Genomic DNA, 17,176 nt, shown 5'->3' with positions numbered 1-17,176 from the left:
CGTTACACCCTTAATGCTATCAGGTTTGGGTCTATGCAGGACGGATCAAAGAACATTCATGTTGGCGGCGCGTCCCTGTACGTCGTGTCGCAAGGTGCGGGCCAGCCAGTGATCTTCTTGCATGCGGGTGTCGCGGACAGCCGGATGTGGAAGGGTGAACTCGAACACCTGTCCGGCGCGTTTCACACCGTCGCCTACGACCGGCGCGAATTTGGGCGCACCGAGAGCCCGGACGAGGTGTTCAGTCATGTAGATGATCTGCGCTTAGTTCTGGACCACATCGGTGCTAAGCAGGCTGGTCTGGTTGGCTGCTCGCAAGGCGGGCGGATCGCAATAGATTTTGCGTTAACCTATCCTGATCGAGTGACATCACTGGTGCTCGTCGCCCCCGCCTTGTCCGGCGACAATGCGCCTGATCAATTCGAGCCGGGCATTCAAAGCGCGATTGACACGTTGGACCAAGCGGAAGAGGACGATGACATTGATGCCATCAACGATGCGGAGGCACATCTTTGGCTGGACGGGCCAACCAGCCCGGCCGGTCGGGTTGCTGGTGCGGCGCGCGAACTATTCCTCGATATGAACAAGCAGGCGTTGCTGCACCCTGATCTAGAGCGCGAACAGGAGCCACCGAGCGCCGTTGAGCGATTGTCCGACATCGCGGCACCGACCCTTGTAATCTACGGCGATCTGGACTTCCCGCATGTACAGAACCGCTGCGAAGAGATCGCCCAAGCCATTCCAAATGCCCTCATCGAACGCTTCACTGGCTGCGCGCATCTGGTGAACTTGGAGCAACCGAAACTGTTTCGCAGCGTTGTGGGTGGGTTTTTGGCGCGGGGCTGAGCGCAGTCACCGCCTTCTCACACCACTGGACGACATGACGATTTACACTTGGGGAACGCATACAGGCGCGGGCTATTTCTGCCCGACCTGCGGCATCCTACCATTTCGTCGTCCCAGCGCACCCACGAAGCAAGAGATACGGAATGGCATGGCCGCATTTGAAGGATGGGCGATAAACACGCGGTGTCTTGAAGGCTTTGATCCCAGCTTGGCGTCTGTAAAGATGGTCCACGGCAGCAGGATTTAAAGCGCCATATCTCATCACCTGATGCGCGAGGTGTTAGCCCTGTGCTCCGACTTCTTTCGGCAACGTGATCAGAAACGCGGTACCCTCTTCGTCCGTTCGCTCAAGCTCAAGTTTGCCACCGTGCCCCCGGACAAGCTCTGCGGCGATCGCCATGCCAAGTCCCGAACCGCCTTTGCGATTGGTGCCGGCAAATGGCTGAAACAGGTGTTCTTGCGCCATACGAGGCAAGCCGGGACCGGTATCAATCACGCGGATTTCCCAATCTGTTGCGTTTTCCACGGCTTGGACGGCCACTTCTCCGGGTTGCCCCGCGGCGACAATCGCCTGACGTGCGTTACGCACCAAGTTGGACAGCACGCGATAAAGCTGTTCAGGATCGGCCCGCAGCGTCATTCCCATAGGGATGTCTTCGGCGAATGAGATGTCGTGATCGCCGGATGCGACCCGTTCACTTTCAAAGACATCGCCCGCCAGGTCGGCCAAAGTGATCCAGCCAAGGGTTGGTGCGGGTTCCTCGGCCTTGCCGAATGTCAGTGTATTTTCACACAGGCTGACCGCCCGACTGATTGAATTCACAAGTTTCGGCCCAACGCGTTTAACCAAAGGGTCTTCACTGCTTTCCATCCGGTCGGCGAACAATTGTGCAGTGGTTAGGACATTGCGCAAATCATGGCTGATCCGCGCCACGGCACCGCCCAACTGCGCCAGCCGCTCTTTTTGTTTCAACGCACCGGTCAGATCAGTTTGCAGGCTTTTCAATGCAAGCTCGGCCTCGCGCAGTTCGGTCACGTTCATACCGGGCTGAATGATCCGCCGCGCATCTTCGGGATTGGCTGCATAGTCCTTCATATTCCCAACCACGCGCTTGATAGGACGCACCATCAAAGAGCGCACGGCCAGAAACAGCAAGCCTGCCGTGATGACCGAAATAACCGCCGACAACAGCGCCACGTTCTTTCCGTACTCGAACATCGCAGCCCGCAGTTTTCCGGTCATCATCGTGATCTCGATCACCAATCCAGCCTCACGCACAGGGTCCCCGATCACGCGGATCACCTCGGGTTCCGGTGTAAACAATCGCATCATGGCATCGCGGATCAGGCTAAAAGCGCCCGCATCGCGCAGGTCGTAGGTTTTTTCCACCGTTTGCGGCATTGGAGAGGACAACATCAGCTCGCGTACTTCGTCGCGGCTTAGGACGACATTATAGACCTCAGCGTTCTGCAAAAGCTCGGCCTCGAGTTCCGGCGCGATCATATCGTCGGCCAGAAGCACCAGAGATGCGATCTGAGCACGCTCCAGACGCCCCAACAGGTAATCTTCGCGAAAACGCGCGACTGACGGCACGAAGATCAATACCTCGGCCAGCATGACGAACAGCGTCGTCAGGATCAGCAAACGGCCTGAAAGGGTGTTAAACACGTTGCGCGCCTTCTTACATTCACCTCACGGAAGAACTTTCTGTACAAAGCCTACGATCCGCTTAACCCAAGGATTATCAAACAGTCGCGGCGAGAAATAGGCCCCAGCTGCACGTTTGCTGATTTCCCCCATCGTCGGGTATGGCGCGACCATGGCTGCGATTTGACCCATCTTCAAGCGGTTCGCCAACGCCAGTGCCCAAAGGTTGATCATTTCGCCCGCATTGGGACCAACGATCGAGACGCCCACAGGGCGACCTTTCACAATCATCACCTTAATCAGACCGTTGGTTTGCTGGGTGGCGATGGCGCGGTCGTTGCCCGCAAAGTCAAACCGCGCGACTTCCATCTTATCGCCATGCGCCTCATACGCTTGTGCTTCGGTCAACCCGATTTGTGCCATTTCAGGCGAAGTATATGTGGCCCATGGGATGTGGTCCGTACGTTGTTTTGAGGGCAGGCCGAACAACATCGAACGGATGATCACGCCAGCGTGGTAGCCGGCAACATGGGTAAACTGTAACCCACCCGCGACGTCTCCGATCGCATAGACTTTTTTGTTGGTCGTACGCAGGCTGTCATCCACCTGAATGCCCGCGCGGGTGGGTTCGATGCCAGCAGCCTTAAGGTTCAGCTTGTCGGTGTTCGGCTTGCGTCCTACGGCCATCAGCAGGTGCGTGCCTTTGAAAATGCGTCCGTCCTTGGCCTCGACCTCAATCGCCCCAGCTTTGCCACGGATTTCGGCCGCCAGCGCGTCCTCTTCAATAGCGATGCCTTCGTCGCGCAGAGCGTCCAACACTTGTGCTGCCATCTCAGGATCATCCCGGCCCAGCGCCTTCATGCCTTCAATCACAGTGACTTCACAACCAAGACGGCGGTGCGCTTGCGCCATTTCCATCCCGATTGGGCCACCGCCGACAACCAACAGGTGCTCGGGCTGCTCTTTCAGATCAAAGATCGTCTCGTTTGTTTCATATGGCACGTTTTCGATCCCCGGAATCGGTGGGACGAAAGGCGAAGACCCGGTCGAGATCACAAACCGGCGTGCTTCGATCACATAATCGCCTGCCTGCACCTCTTTATCCGAGATGAACTGGCCGTATTCAGTGATGACGCGCACGCCCAGCCCTTCGAACCGTTCGACGGAATCGTGGGGTTCGATGGTGGCGATGGTCGCGCGCACATGGTCATGTGCCTCGTCCCATCCCATGCCGGACTTGCCCGCATGTAGCAGAGCCTTGGATGGCACGCAGCCATAGTTCAGGCAGTCGCCACCCATTTTATGACCTTCCAGCAGGACCACCGACGCGCCCATCTGGACGGCCCCAGCCGCAACCGACAGCCCGCCAGAGCCGCCACCGATCACGCAGACATCAACCTTGATACGTTCAGCCATGTCAGGCGTCCTTCTTGAAAAATTTCAGGGCCATGGGCAAGGCGGCCAACGCGGCCAGACCCAGCATGGGGAACAAGATGTGAGGCTCAAAAATGATCCCCAGATTTGGTGTCTCTCCGCGGGCAAAGACCTCGCCCAGACCCGCACCAACCGAAGTATAAACCAACGCCCCCGGAATAATCCCAAGGAAGGTCGAGATCACGAACCGGTGCAACGGAACGCCAACCAATGCGGGGATCAGATTGGCCACAAAGAAAGGGACGGCGGGCACAAGGCGGATCAGAAACAGCACGGACCATTGGTTTTCGTCGATCCCGTCCTTGATGGATTTCACGGCCCCGTCGCTGCCCTCCATCTTGGCGGCCAAACGCTCACCCAACCCCCAGCTTGCAGCAAGGAAGATCAATGTGGCCCCAATCGTCGCCCCCGTGACGTTGAACAGAACGCCCGGAAAGGTCGAGAACAAGAACCCCCCGGTTAGCGTTGCAATCGTCGCGCCGGGCAGCGAGAAACCAACGATGACGACATATGCGGCGACAAAGGCAAGCACCGTGATCAGGTAATTGGCATCGCGAAACGCCAAAAGCGCTTCGCGGTTTTGCGCTAGTGTCTCAAAGCTGAGATAATCTCGCAAAGTGAACGCTCCGATGACCGCGACGCTTAATATCGCGATCAAAGGCAAGCGGCGCAATATTGGGTTTGCGGCCTTCGCGGGGGTATCGAGATCGGGTTCGGTCATCATCATGGTTCTTTCCAGCGTTTTCATATAGGCGGAGCAAGCCGCTTGTTGTTGGCTGCAAGATGAGGCCAAAAGTGCCGCTTGCCCACCCACCTCACGCTTGCTTGAACAGGGGTGAAGAAATCGTTGCTGCCTGTAACAAAAGGCGCGAAAATAATTCATCTGGCATTTGACTTGCCCTGGAATGCCGCCTATAGACCGGGCTTCGAATAACACACGCGCCGAATCCACCGGGATTGGACGCACATGACGGAGACGGGCGATGAAACGCACCTACCAACCTTCGAACCTGGTTCGCAAACGCCGCCACGGCTTTCGTGCGCGCATGGCCACTAAAGCTGGCCGCAAGATTCTGAACGCGCGCCGTGCGCACGGTCGGAAGTCGCTGAGCGCGTAAGACGCGGGGTCGCAGTCATGTCTGCGCCCAAAGCTGACACATCGAAAACCGCCGGGACCGAAGGGTCTGCGGCGGTTTCCGTTTGCGTGGGTGATCCAAAGGTTACGACCTTGACCGAGCGGAAGGACTTTCTTGCCGCCGCCCGTGCCCGCCGCGCACCTGCACCCGCGTTTTTATTACAAGCCCGCAAGCGAAAAGACGATGAGAAAGCCTCGGCCGTACAAATCCGCGTTGGATACACCTGCTCGAAAAAGGTTGGGAATGCCGTCGCCCGCAATCGGGCAAAACGCCGTCTGCGCGCCATCGCGCACGAGGTGCTGCCCGGTCTCGGCAAACCCGGTTGGGACTACGTGCTGATCGGTCGCGCTGAAAAAACCGCGAGTCGTGACTATGTAGATCTGAAGGCGGACCTAGTCCGCGCCATTCAACAGATCCACACGCCACGCAAGAAGTCATGAGCCCCTTAGCCTTCATCCTTTCCCTGCCGATCCGTGCCTACCGCCTGATCTTCAGCCCATGGGTCGGGTTCAACTGTCGCTATCAACCAACTTGCAGTGCCTATGCGTTAGAGGCATTGCAAGAACACGGCGCTATCAAGGGTGGATGGCTCGCAGCAAAGCGCATTGCTCGATGCAATCCTTGGGGGTCTTGTGGATACGACCCCGTGCCCGGTACAGATCATGATTGTAGCAAGCAAGATTGATACAATCGTGACTTGATCGCCACACCTCCCGATTTCTCCGACGCAGTTCTTGAGATATCCCCCGCCCGCGCTACAAAAGCGCCATCCGCAACGCACACGAACAGAAGGAGGCGTTACATGACTATGACCTACGCACTTCATCTTGCCTGCCGCGTTACCGGACCATGGGGCACCAAAGCCTCGTGATCTTTGCATCACGCGCCTAACGGCCCCGACGAAGCGCCCATAGCGGGCATTCCTGACATCTCTGGTAGATACGCGCCCTGACACCGTCACTGTGTCTTCAAGCGTGTTCTCGTCAGAGAGTCTCATAAACTAAACCCAATCAAAGAGGGCCGGCCCCGTGCCGGTATCCAACCCATGATGGACTCTAATTTTCATTCCGAGCCACTACGGCTCACCGACCTGATCGACGACCTGGTCACCCGCCACGGCGCATGGCGCGTCGTAAGGGTTTTGGCCGCGAACCTGCTGCTGCGGGCACATAGGCGACCCGATGCCGCCCAACTGACCGACCATCTGCGTCGCGATGTCGGGCTGCCGCCTAGCCACCCTCCACCAGCTTTTCGCGAGCCGCGACTGTGATCAGGGGCCCCGCAGCAAAAGCTGTGGGGCACCTTCAAAAACCTCTTGACCTCAAGTCGACTTGAGGTCCGACAGTGAACACAATTCGCGAACGGAGACACCGATATGACCTACACACTAGCACTTCCACCTCGCAGCCGTCGTCCCAACCGATTGCAAGCCACACTTCTGGGTTTGGTTGAACGGCATGGCCGCTGGCGTGTTGTACGTGCGGCTTTGTTTGCACGACCGTCCAGCAAACTACGTCCCGAGGATGTCAGTCCTGCGTTACAGAGGGACTTGAGCCTGCCAGCGGCACCTCAGGAATTGCCGTCACAAAGACAGCACTTTCTGTAATGCGAAGGCAAGGGCATGCAGTACGTCATGCCCTTGCCCCCCTTGCCCGGCTAGGCAATTTCCCCTATGCCGCGCCCATGCTTGACGACCTAGATGACATCCACCCGCTGTTTCACGGCGCGCCCTCAACCACCGAGTTCAAGAAGCTGCGCAAGCGCATTATGCGCAATGTGCGCGAGGCTTTGGACCAATACGGGATGGTCGAACGCGGGACGAAATGGCTTGTCTGCCTATCAGGCGGCAAGGACAGTTACACCATGCTTGCCGCGCTTCATGAACTACAATGGCGCGGCGTCCTGCCGGTGGAGCTGCTTGCCTGCAATCTCGATCAAGGCCAGCCCGGCTTTCCCGCCACGGTCCTGCCCGAGTTTCTTGAAAAGATGCAAGTGCCTCATCGGATCGAGTATGAGGACACCTATTCGATCGTGATGGATAAAATCCCGCAGGGCCGGACCTTTTGCTCGCTCTGTTCGCGCCTGCGCCGCGGCAATCTCTATCGGATCGCCCGCGAAGAGGGGTGTTCGGCTGTTGTTCTAGGCCATCACCGCGATGATATTCTCGAGACATTCTTTATGAATCTGTTCCATGGCGGACGCCTTGCCACCATGCCGCCCAAACTGGTGAACGAGGAAGGTGACCTGTTCGTATATCGTCCCCTCGCCCATGTGGCCGAGGAGGATTGCGAAAAGTTCGCAACCCAGATGAACTATCCGATTATTCCCTGTGACCTTTGCGGATCACAAGACGGGCTGCAACGCCAGCAGGTCAAGAAGATCATCGACGGGTGGGAGGCAAACTTTCCCGGTCGGCGGAAAATCATGTTTCGGGCCCTGATGAACACGCGCCCAAGCCATCTTCTGGATCCCGAACTCTTTGACTTCAAAGACCTTGTCCGCAGCACGAAGGAAAATCGTGAAAATTCGCTGTAATTTGGCGATCTGCATTAACGTCTGATTGACTAAGTGTTCCTAATTTGTCCTTGACCGGCCTGCCCGCAATATCGCGGCGGCTGGGCCACGACAGCTGCGGCAAAGGGAAACACGATGGCAGATTTACCGGGCTCTCGGCATTGGAAACAACGTCTACGCAGCTCTTTGACAGCGCCACATCTTGCAGCTTTTCTGCCGGCCACCATGATTTTGGCATATTGGGCAGGTGGCGAACATCTGATGATCCTTGTCGCTATAGTATTCCCAGGCCTACTTGCAATTGGCGGCATCCTGACACGCACCGCGCCCCAAACGCTTGGATCAAGGGACGATACGACGGGCCTGCCGCTTCGGCAAAAGTTGCTCCAACAACTGGATGTCGGGTTTGCCAATGCGGTAGAGTTCGAGAAGTCCTGCATTGTGCTTGAAATTGACGACTTTCAGAAACTTCGTTCCCAAATGGGGGATGACGACAGCCGCCAGATCCTTTCCAAGGTTGCTGATCGGATTCGATCCGCCTTACGAGAATGCGATCTTGTGTGCGCGATTGGCGACGGGCGATTTGGTATCTCTATCGACAAACGGCAACGCGCCGATCTTGAAGCCACCCTGCAACTGGCCTCTCGTTTGCAATCGACCATTAGCGAACCGATTTCAATCAATCAGACTCGCGTTCTACTGTCCTCCTGTATCGGCTTCGCGATGCCCGGTCGGGCACCTGAGGCCACGGGCGAGGCGCTGTTATCCGCCGCCGAAAGCGCGCTGGCCGTCGCCTTGTTGGCTGGTCCCGGATCCATTCGTGCCTTTTCCAACGGCATGGCGACGCGGGTTGGGCGCGTTGAACACAATCGGGAAGACTTGGCAAACGCGCTGGATTCCGGACAGATTCGACCTTGGTTCCAACCACAGGTCTGCATGAAAACTGGGCAGCTGAGTGGTTGTGAAGCCTTGGCGCGTTGGCAACACCCTACTATCGGCCTGATCGCTCCTGGTGCCTTCTTACCCGCCATTACCAAGGCGGGCCTGTTAGAGCGTTTGGGTGAAGTCATGCTGTATGGAACGCTCTCGGCCGTACAAGACTGGGAACGTCAGGGGTTGGATTTACCCTCAGCTGCGATCAACATTTCGGCGGAGGAACTGAATAACCCCAACCTGACAGAAAAAATCCGGTGGGAGCTGGATCGATTTGGTACGCCCCCTGAGCGTCTGATGATCGAAATCCTCGAAAACGTTTTCGCCCAAACCGAGGACGACGTAGCACGTCATAACATCAACGAGTTGACAAAGCTTGGCTGCAAAATCGACCTTGATGATTTTGGCACCGGCAACGCCTCTATTGCCAGCATCAAGCGCTTCAGCGTCAACCGTATCAAAATTGACAGATCCTTCATAACGCATGTCGATACCGATCAAGATCAGCAAAATATGATCTCGGCCATCCTTACAATTGCAAACCAGTTGAATGTGGAAACACTGGCCGAGGGCGTTGAAACCCACGGAGAGTACGAAAAGCTTGCCAAGCTGGGATGTGATCATGCCCAAGGATATTCCATCGCCAAACCGATGTCTGCTGAGGGCTTTCTTAACTGGGCGCGTTTATACGATCCAAAAACCCGCAAAAACCAGAGCATGCCTAGGCTGGCATAAGCCCGACAGCCTCACGTTTAAAGGTACTGAGCCTAAAACTGCTTGACCTTTCGTGCCCTGCCCTGTTGAACCACTTTGACCGAAATCTATGAGTGGTGGGCCCCGATGGACGACCAGAATAAGAATCTGATCCTTGCAACAGTGCTGAGTTTTCTCGTCATCACTGGCTGGTTGATCATGTTTCCACCGGCAGAACCTGTCCAAAGCACCGAGCAAAGCGTCGCTGAACAAGCCGCGGAGCAAGCGACGATCGCACCGAAGCTTGATGGCGAGGTGACCACAGCTGTCACGGCCGCAGATGTCGCTGTCTCGGCTGAGAATGTGGGCCGCGTCGACATCGACACGCCAGAACTGTTGGGCTCAATCTCGTTGCTGGGCGGGCGTCTGGATGATCTCAAGCTCAAGGACTATCACGTCACCGTCTCGAAAGAGAGCGACATCGTTACCCTGATGCGCCCGACCGGCGAGCCAGAGGCCTACTATGCGCTTTATGGCTGGACGCCCGGCGGACAGACCGCGCTGGAAGATGTCCCGGGCCCAACAACCGTTTGGTCGCTTGAACAAGGCACAGTACTAACACCGGATACGCCAGTTACTCTACGCTGGGACAGTGCCAGCGGGTTGATCTTCCGCCGTACAATCTCTGTTGACAAGAACTTCATGTTTTCAATTGACCAGTCCGTTGAAAACACGAGCGAAAAATCATTCCGGATGGCGCCCTATGGCGTTTTGGCTCGCCACGGTGAGCCATCCGAACTCAAAGGGTTCTTCATTCTGCACGAAGGCATTATTCGCCAACTTGATGAAGAGCTGGAAGAAATCGACTATTCCGACGTTGTTGATCTAAGCTACGACGACAGAGAAGGTGCGCGGGCTGATGTAGCGCAGGTCAACGGCAATGGGTGGATTGGTTTCACCGATCACTATTGGATGACCACCTTGATCCCCGAACCCGGCGAAGCTTTCACGTCTGTGGTTCGGTATGCGGACAAAGCCGACATATATCAGACGCAGATTCGCATGCGCGCAGAGGATGTTGCTCCAGGCGCTAAACTCAGCGTGAAAACTCGGTTGTTTGCAGGCGCCAAGGAATGGGAAACCATCCGCGCCTATCAGAACGAAGATCATATCTACAAATTCGTCGATTCCATCGACTGGGGTTGGTTCTTCTTCCTCACGAAACCAATTTTTGCCGTCCTGCACTGGCTGAACGGCGTGATCGGCAACATGGGTTGGGCGATCATCGCTCTGACGCTGGTGATCAAGGCCATCCTGCTACCGCTGGCATACAAATCCTACGTCTCGATGGCAAAGATGAAAGAACTTCAGCCTGAGATGGAGAAGTTAAAGGAGCGGATCGGGGACGACCGCGCAAGAATGCAGAAAGAGATGATGGAGCTTTATAAACGCGAGAAGGTCAATCCGGCCTCTGGCTGTTTGCCCATCCTGCTGCAAATCCCGATCTTCTTCTCGCTCTACAAGGTGATCTTCGTCACTCTGGAGTTGCGACACGCGCCCTGGATTGGTTGGATCAAGGACCTCTCAGCACCTGACCCCAGTTCCATCTTGAACCTGTTTGGCCTGCTCCCTTACGCCACACCGGGCCCCGACAGCCTGCTCGCGATCGTCTCACTTGGCATCCTGCCAATCGTGCTTGGTATCTCGATGTGGTTGCAGCAAAAACTTAACCCCGCGCCCACTGATGCAACACAGGCGATGATCTTTGCATGGATGCCTTGGGTATTCATGTTCATGCTGGGACAATTCGCATCTGGTTTGGTTCTGTACTGGATTGCGAACAACACGATTACTTTCGTGCAACAGTACTCGATCATGCGCAAACACGGGCATAAACCCGATGTCCTCGGCAATGTCCTAAAAAGCTTCAAGCGCAAGCCGAAAGACGCAGGCTGATGGCGCATGTCGCTGAAATCTGGCGACATCCGATTAAGTCGCATGGCCGAGAGGCGTTGGCACAGGTAACTGTAAGCGCTGGTCGCTGTCTGCCTTTTGATCGCCACTGGGCCGTAGCACACGAAGCCGCAAAACTGGGCGACGGCACCAACTGGGTGCCGTGCAACAATTTCTCACGCGGGGCAAAGGCCCCGGGGCTTATGGCGATTTCGGCCAGCGTTGACGAGGCAGCCAACACGATAACACTGACACACCCAGCGCAGCCCGCAATCACCATCAACCCAGACGATCAGAACGACCAACAGGCGTTTCTCAGTTGGGTCAAACCCTTGTCTCCAACAGACCGAGCGCAACCCAACCAGATTGTCAGCGTCGGGCGTGGGATGACAGACACAACGTTTGAAAGCATTTCCTTCATCAATCTCGCGTCGCACCGCGCAGTAGAAGAGAAATTGGGACGTCAGATCTCGGCCAATCGGTGGCGCGGGAACTTCTTGGTTGAAGGTTTCGCCCCGTGGGAAGAGCGGAACTGGATTGGCAAGTGCTTGCGGATCGGCGAAGCCGAATTTGAAGTGCGCGAGCACGTGACCCGCTGCATGGCGACAACCGCAAGCACGCGGACTGGTCAGCGTGATGCGGACACTCTCGGTACGCTGAACACCCATTGGGGGCATCAGGATTGTGGCGTTTACGCCGTAGTCACCCAACCAGGCATCGTCAGACGTGACGACACGATTGAGGTGATCGCATGAGCTCGCTCCCATTTCCTTTGGCCGACGCGCCCGACACAGACGAACGCGAAGCTGGTCGTCTGCTGTTCGCCGGAAATACGGACTTTCTGAAAGGCGTGGTGGCGATGGATGGCCTGCCTACTCCTGACCGGATTGAGGTGTGTTTCGCCGGACGATCAAACGTAGGAAAGTCAAGCCTTATCAACGCATTGACAGGACGGAAGGGCCTTGCCCGCGCATCGAACACACCAGGACGAACACAAGAGATTAACTTCTTCACAACCACCAATGGACCATATTTGGTCGATCTGCCCGGCTATGGTTATGCAAACGCGCCAGTGAAGGTGGTCGAGAAATGGCAACGGCTGTTGAAAGCCTATCTGTCCGGTCGCCAAAATCTGCGACGCGCCTTCGTTCTGATCGACGCGCGCCACGGTGTGAAATCCGTGGACGACGAAATCATGACGCTGTTGGATAAGTCAGCTGTGACCTTCCAAGTGGTCATGACGAAAGCCGACAAGGTAAAGGAAAAGGATCGAGCGAAAGTGCTGGATCAGGTACGCAAGGCGTTGTCGAAACACCCCGCTGCCTACCCCGAAATGATCCTGACATCGTCTGAAAAAGGCGACGGAATAGAGATACTTCGTGCGATCATCGCCGAATTAGATTAGCCCCCGCTTTTCACGGGGAGTAATCTTGAGATCAAACGTGTTGCGCGCCGTTCACTTCAATCTCGGCCCCCGAAATGTACGAGCTTTCGTCTGAGCAAAGGAAGTAGATCGCATCAGCGACCTCTTCGGGTTGACCCAACCGCTGCATCGGCAATTTTCGGACGATTTTCTCGGTGCCCGGTGACAGGATAGCGGTTTCGACCTCTCCCGGCGCAATTGCGTTCACACGCACCCCAAGGGGCCCGAAATCGTGAGCCATTTCTCGGGTCAGTGCGGCGAGCGCCGCTTTTGATGTCGCATAGGCTGCACCCGCAAACGGATGGACCCGCGCTCCGGCGATGGAAGTCACGTTGACGACGGCACCCTTCGACGCCGCAAGCTCGTCCTTCAATCCCCGTGCCAGCACCACAGAGGCAAAGAAATTAACGTGAAAGACCTTACCCCAGTCCATCAAATCTGTGGTGAGTGTATTCAGCCGCTCGCCCCCCGGGCCTTTCGGAGAAATCCCTGCATTGTTGACCAAGGCGTCCAATCGACCCTCTAGTTTCTCTTGAATAAGCCCAACTGCATTGATCGTGTCGGCAGGGTCTGAAAGGTCCAGCACAACATGGTTTTCCGACCCGCCACCCCACGGGCATTCGTCAGGAAAGGGTTGCCGAGAGCAGGTGATCACGCGCCAGCCTTCGCGGCTGAACTTGCGCACTGTTGCATGCCCGATCCCGCGGCTTGCACCGGTCAGAAGAAGCGTCTTGCGGTCGTCACTCATTGGTCACCTCCGGTTGGCTGCACCCTATCAGTCAAAACGCGGGCTGCAATGCCTCTTGGCAGAAGGTTGCCAACGCACTAACACGGGATGGTACGAGGAACAAAGAATGAAGACGCAAAAGATGAACCGCGATTGGATCGCCACCGCCCGCACCCTGTCCCAAGCCCTGCCCTATTTGCAACGCTATACTGGCGCAACAGTTGTCATTAAATTTGGCGGCAATGCCATGGGCGACGACGAGGCAATGGCAAGCTTTGCCCGCGATATCGTCTTGATGCGTCAAGTCGGCGTCAAGCCGGTGGTGGTTCATGGCGGTGGTCCGATGATCAACGCGATGCTGGATCGGCTGCAGATCGAAAGTTCGTTCGTAAAGGGCAAACGGGTCACCGATGCCGCCACTGTCGAAGTGGTCGAGATGGTGTTGTCAGGCCGCGTCAACAAGCGCATCGTACATGCCATCAACGCCGAAGGCGGCAAGGCTGTTGGTTTGTCTGGCAAAGATGCTGGGCTTGTGACCTGCGAACAAACCGACCCGGACCTAGGGTTTGTCGGCACGCCGGTCGAGGTTGACGTAGACGTGTTGCACGATCTGGCTGCGACGGAAACGATCCCGGTCATCGCCCCTTTGGGTGCAGGCCGCAACGGAGAGACCTACAATATCAACGGCGACACAATGGCCGGGGCGATTGCTGCCGGGCTCAAGGCCGATCGCCTGCTGCTGCTCACGGACGTCGAGGGCGTCAAGAATGACGAGGGCGAGGTGTTGACCGAACTGTCGCCTGCACAGATACGCGACTTGACAGAGGCCGGCGTCATTGCCGGCGGCATGATCCCCAAGACCGAAACTGCATTGGCCGCTATCGACGGCGGCGTCCGCGCGGTGGTCATCATGGATGGTCGCGCGCCCAATGCTTGTCTTCTAGAGCTTTACACCGATCATGGTGCGGGTTCCCTTATCCGCGCTTAACGACGTGGGCTGTCGCGGTCTTGTGACTTGCACGCCCGCTCGCAGGTCATAATGTCAGCTCATGGAAAATGAACTACTGATCCGTCTTGGCACCTTTGTCGGGCTTTTTGCCGTCTTGGCTATTGTCGAGGCCGTCATGCCGCGACGCAAACGCGCGCAACCCCGCCAAACCCGCTGGACAACCAACCTGTCCATTATCGCTATTGATACGCTGACGCTGCGACTGATGAATATTTTGGTGCCGCTACTGGCGGTCGGTGCAGCGCTTGATGCAGCTTCGTTAGGTTGGGGGCTGTTCAATATGGTGGCCCTTCCCGTATGGATCGAGGTTCTAGCCACCATCGTCATTCTGGATCTCGCGATCTGGGTTCAGCATTTGATCTTCCATAAGGTTCCCATTTTGTGGCGTTTGCACCGGGTGCATCACGCAGACAGGGATTTCGACGTAACAACTGCACTGCGGTTCCATCCCATCGAGATCGCGGCGTCGATGATCATAAAGATTGGCGCCGTCTATCTGTTGGGTGCACCTGCGTTGGGCGTGATCCTGTTCGAAGTCATTCTGAACGGATCAGCCATGTTCAACCACGCGAATATTCGTCTGCCTCTTGGGTTGGATCGCGTGTTACGCCAAATCGTCGTAACGCCGGATATGCACCGGGTACATCATTCTGTCCATCACGACGAAACGGACAGCAATTATGGCTTCTGCCTTTCGATCTGGGATCGTATATTTGGGACCTACACAGATCAGCCCCGCGATGGGCATGACGACATGACGATTGGGCTGGAATGGCAAAACGACGATCCTTCAAAACTGGGTTGGAGCCTGATGCTTCCGTTTCAACGGAAATGACCTACGAACCCGCCGCTGAAGAGATGCACCTTGAAGTGCTGGGGATGCTGCACGAGCGTGGCGACACGATTGTATTGTTGGGGCCGCATGAGCCTGGCTTCTGGCCTGCGTTCACCAAAAGCCCAGAGTATCGCGATGGCTCGCCTGATCCATTGGATCGTTGGTCCAAGCGCGTAATCACTGAGCTTTCTTGTCGTTGGGGAGGAGAGGCAATCTTCCCCTCGGATGGTCCGCCTTATCCTCCATTTCTTGCTTGGGCGCGGGCATCTGGTCATGCGTGGGACAGCCCAGTGGGCATGTTGGTTCATTCGAACGCTGGTTTGTTGGTCAGTTACCGAGGGGCCATTCGCATCCCCAAAGAACTCCCCCTGCCCAGTTCAGCGCCCAATCCCTGCGCAGATTGTAACGCCCCCTGCCTTCGTGCCTGCCCAGTATCGGCCCTTGGCCCTGAAGGCTATGACGTAGCAGCCTGCAAGGGCCATCTAAACGATACAGACAGTGCAGATTGTATGGGCTCGGGATGCGCGGCTCGCCGCTCTTGCCCCGTCAGTCAATCCTATGGCAGGCTGGCTGCTCAATCTGCATTTCATATGAAGGCGTTCAACCCGACATGACACTAACCCTCATTCTGACGCGCCATGCAAAATCGGCCTGGGGCAGCCCTGAACTGGAAGATCACGCACGACCGTTAAGCAAACGTGGGCGTGCATCCGCCAAGGCGATCGGCCGATGGTTGACCAGCAACGGCTATGAGCCAGGATCGGTCTTTTGTTCAGATGCTGTAAGGACGCGTGAAACCTGGGCGCTTATTGCCGACAAATTCGTCGGAGCACCCAACGCTCAATACACCCGCGCGTTATATTTGGCGGAACCAGAAGAAATGCTGAATGTGATCCGCAAATCAACAGCCCCGACCAGTATGATTGTCGCCCACAACCCCGGCTCGGCATATATGGCACGTCGGTTGGCACGCGAACTGCACCCACATCGCAAATTTCTGCACTATCCCTCGGGCGCGACCACTGTGATCGAGTTTGATGTAGAAAAATGGGAGGCGTTGGATTGGGGTATCGGTCGCGTCGTGGACTTCGTGGTGCCACGTGAGTTGATTTGAGCCCACAAAGCGGCGCCACAATAAACTGGATGTAAGCATCTGAAAGCTGGGGGTCAGCTAGCCACCTCTAGTCCTGCTCGCCATTTCGACGCTTGATACAGCCGAGCCTCTGATTGCGCCCACGCGCAAGTGAAACACATTTCAATAATTGCGCGCTACGATGTCTGCATGGACAATCTTAGGACCCGCATTGGCAAGCAAATCGCGCGCTATCTAGAAGCGCCAAGGCCGAACTATGTCCCCTTCGCTGTCACGTCGAAGGACTTGTTGTGCAGTACTCTTCAGCCTGGAGACATCCTGCTTGTTGAGGGCAACACGCGGGTGTCCACCGCAATCAAATACTTGACCCAGTCGACGTGGTCACATTCGGCATTCTACGTAGGCGACCACCACCCTGATGGCGAGTTGATTGAGGCCCATCTGGAAAACGGCGTCATCCGTGTCCCGCTTTCAAAGTATGATGACTTCAATACCCGTATTTGCCGGCCCGTCGGATTGTCGGATGAAGAAACCGGGCAGGTTGTCGATTGCGTGAAAGAAAGCCTTGGGCGGATATATGACCTGAAAAACATCTGGGATCTGGCGCGATATCTCTTACCACAGCCACCTGTTCCAGAGCGGTTTCGCAGGCGTATGCTGGCCCTTGGATCCGGCGATCCAACCCGTGCGATCTGCTCAACCCTGATTGCAGAGGCCTATCAAAAAATCGGCTACCCTATATTGCCCAGCACCAAAGTCGGCCCGCGCGCAGAAGAGGTTTTGCATATTCGTCACCATTCTTTGTTCGCCCCGCGAGACTTCGATTTGTCCCCTTACTTTCGCGTTGTAAAACCGACGATCGTCCACGGCTTTGATCACAGGACGTTGAACTGGCACAATCCAGAGGATGTTGGTGAACCTGATTGAGTGAT

General features: G+C 56.3%; 20 protein-coding genes. 16 read left to right on the top strand and 4 right to left on the bottom strand.

Annotated elements, in window-relative coordinates; genetic code table 11:
* Positions 1–33 precede the first annotated feature (33 nt).
* On the top strand, positions 34–846 hold the full coding sequence (locus tag V6N04_RS16280) for an alpha/beta fold hydrolase (RefSeq protein WP_371171251.1): 813 nt from the start codon (positions 34–36) through the stop codon (positions 844–846).
* Positions 847–1,126: 280 nt separating this feature from the next.
* On the opposite strand, the gene V6N04_RS16275 is transcribed toward V6N04_RS16280, so the two are convergent.
* The 3 genes from V6N04_RS16275 to V6N04_RS16265 are packed head-to-tail and all read right to left on the bottom strand — an operon-like array spanning position 1,127 to position 4,652.
* Positions 1,127–2,515 carry a sensor histidine kinase gene (locus V6N04_RS16275; protein WP_371171250.1) on the bottom strand — a complete coding sequence of 463 codons (1,389 nt, stop codon included), beginning with the start codon at positions 2,513–2,515 and terminating at the stop codon, positions 1,127–1,129.
* 24 nt (positions 2,516–2,539) lie between these two features.
* Positions 2,540–3,910, bottom strand: a complete 1,371-nt coding sequence (locus V6N04_RS16270) for a dihydrolipoyl dehydrogenase family protein (protein WP_371171249.1) — start codon at positions 3,908–3,910, stop codon at positions 2,540–2,542.
* Position 3,911: 1 nt separating this feature from the next.
* On the bottom strand, positions 3,912–4,652 hold the full coding sequence (locus tag V6N04_RS16265) for a TVP38/TMEM64 family protein (protein ID WP_371171278.1): 741 nt from the start codon (positions 4,650–4,652) through the stop codon (positions 3,912–3,914).
* Positions 4,653–4,911: 259 nt separating this feature from the next.
* Here V6N04_RS16265 and rpmH point away from each other — a divergent pair, with 259 nt between their 5' ends.
* The 10 genes from rpmH (at position 4,912) to yihA (ending at position 12,562) form a co-directional block, all read left to right on the top strand.
* A complete protein-coding gene (gene rpmH / locus V6N04_RS16260) occupies positions 4,912–5,046 on the top strand; it encodes a 50S ribosomal protein L34 (protein ID WP_223424089.1) in 135 nt (44 codons plus the stop codon).
* Between the two features lie 17 nt (positions 5,047–5,063).
* Positions 5,064–5,504 (top strand): ribonuclease P protein component, encoded by a 441-nt coding sequence (gene rnpA / locus V6N04_RS16255; protein ID WP_371171248.1) that lies wholly within the window; start codon positions 5,064–5,066, stop codon positions 5,502–5,504.
* Positions 5,501–5,749, top strand: a complete 249-nt coding sequence (gene yidD, locus V6N04_RS16250) for a membrane protein insertion efficiency factor YidD (RefSeq protein WP_371171247.1) — start codon at positions 5,501–5,503, stop codon at positions 5,747–5,749. Before rnpA ends, yidD begins: the two co-directional genes overlap by 4 nt.
* Positions 5,750–6,109: 360 nt before the next feature.
* Complete coding sequence (locus V6N04_RS16245; RefSeq protein WP_371171246.1) at positions 6,110–6,334, top strand: hypothetical protein; 225 nt, start codon at positions 6,110–6,112, stop codon at positions 6,332–6,334.
* A gap of 105 nt (positions 6,335–6,439) precedes the next feature.
* On the top strand, positions 6,440–6,670 hold the full coding sequence (locus V6N04_RS16240) for a hypothetical protein (protein ID WP_371171245.1): 231 nt from the start codon (positions 6,440–6,442) through the stop codon (positions 6,668–6,670).
* A gap of 77 nt (positions 6,671–6,747) precedes the next feature.
* On the top strand, positions 6,748–7,599 hold the full coding sequence (ttcA, locus tag V6N04_RS16235) for a tRNA 2-thiocytidine(32) synthetase TtcA (protein ID WP_371171244.1): 852 nt from the start codon (positions 6,748–6,750) through the stop codon (positions 7,597–7,599).
* A gap of 114 nt (positions 7,600–7,713) precedes the next feature.
* Positions 7,714–9,246, top strand: coding sequence for a putative bifunctional diguanylate cyclase/phosphodiesterase (locus tag V6N04_RS16230; protein WP_371171243.1), 1,533 nt, complete (start codon positions 7,714–7,716; stop codon positions 9,244–9,246).
* A 105-nt stretch (positions 9,247–9,351) separates the two neighbouring features.
* Positions 9,352–11,160 (top strand): membrane protein insertase YidC, encoded by a 1,809-nt coding sequence (gene yidC / locus V6N04_RS16225; RefSeq protein ID WP_371171242.1) that lies wholly within the window; start codon positions 9,352–9,354, stop codon positions 11,158–11,160.
* On the top strand, positions 11,157–11,912 hold the full coding sequence (locus tag V6N04_RS16220) for an MOSC domain-containing protein (RefSeq protein ID WP_371171277.1): 756 nt from the start codon (positions 11,157–11,159) through the stop codon (positions 11,910–11,912). Before yidC ends, V6N04_RS16220 begins: the two co-directional genes overlap by 4 nt.
* Complete coding sequence (gene yihA / locus V6N04_RS16215) at positions 11,909–12,562, top strand: ribosome biogenesis GTP-binding protein YihA/YsxC (protein ID WP_371171241.1); 654 nt, start codon at positions 11,909–11,911, stop codon at positions 12,560–12,562. The genes V6N04_RS16220 and yihA overlap by 4 nt, the downstream gene beginning before the upstream one ends.
* 31 nt (positions 12,563–12,593) lie before the next feature.
* On the opposite strand, the gene V6N04_RS16210 is transcribed toward yihA, so the two are convergent.
* Entirely contained in the window at positions 12,594–13,328 is a 735-nt protein-coding gene (locus V6N04_RS16210) for an SDR family NAD(P)-dependent oxidoreductase (RefSeq protein WP_371171240.1), read from the bottom strand.
* A gap of 106 nt (positions 13,329–13,434) precedes the next feature.
* On the opposite strand from V6N04_RS16210, the gene argB reads away from it, so the two are divergent.
* The 5 genes from argB (at position 13,435) to V6N04_RS16185 (ending at position 17,171) form a co-directional block, all read left to right on the top strand.
* Complete coding sequence (gene argB, locus V6N04_RS16205; protein ID WP_371171239.1) at positions 13,435–14,295, top strand: acetylglutamate kinase; 861 nt, start codon at positions 13,435–13,437, stop codon at positions 14,293–14,295.
* Positions 14,296–14,356: 61 nt separating this feature from the next.
* Complete coding sequence (locus V6N04_RS16200; RefSeq protein WP_371171238.1) at positions 14,357–15,151, top strand: sterol desaturase family protein; 795 nt, start codon at positions 14,357–14,359, stop codon at positions 15,149–15,151.
* Positions 15,148–15,765 (top strand): ferredoxin, encoded by a 618-nt coding sequence (locus V6N04_RS16195; RefSeq protein WP_371171237.1) that lies wholly within the window; start codon positions 15,148–15,150, stop codon positions 15,763–15,765. The genes V6N04_RS16200 and V6N04_RS16195 overlap by 4 nt, the downstream gene beginning before the upstream one ends.
* Positions 15,762–16,265: a SixA phosphatase family protein gene (locus tag V6N04_RS16190; protein WP_371171236.1), complete on the top strand. Its 504-nt coding sequence runs from the start codon at positions 15,762–15,764 to the stop codon at positions 16,263–16,265. The genes V6N04_RS16195 and V6N04_RS16190 overlap by 4 nt, the downstream gene beginning before the upstream one ends.
* Positions 16,266–16,433: 168 nt before the next feature.
* Positions 16,434–17,171, top strand: a complete 738-nt coding sequence (locus V6N04_RS16185) for a YiiX/YebB-like N1pC/P60 family cysteine hydrolase (protein WP_371171235.1) — start codon at positions 16,434–16,436, stop codon at positions 17,169–17,171.
* The last annotated feature ends 5 nt before the right edge of the window (positions 17,172–17,176 follow it).

Source organism: Aliiroseovarius conchicola, assembly GCF_041403445.1.
Classification (GTDB): Bacteria; Pseudomonadota; Alphaproteobacteria; order Rhodobacterales; family Rhodobacteraceae; genus Aliiroseovarius; species Aliiroseovarius conchicola.
Note: the sequence above shows the minus strand (reverse complement) of the source record. Positions and strands in the feature narration are given on the sequence as shown.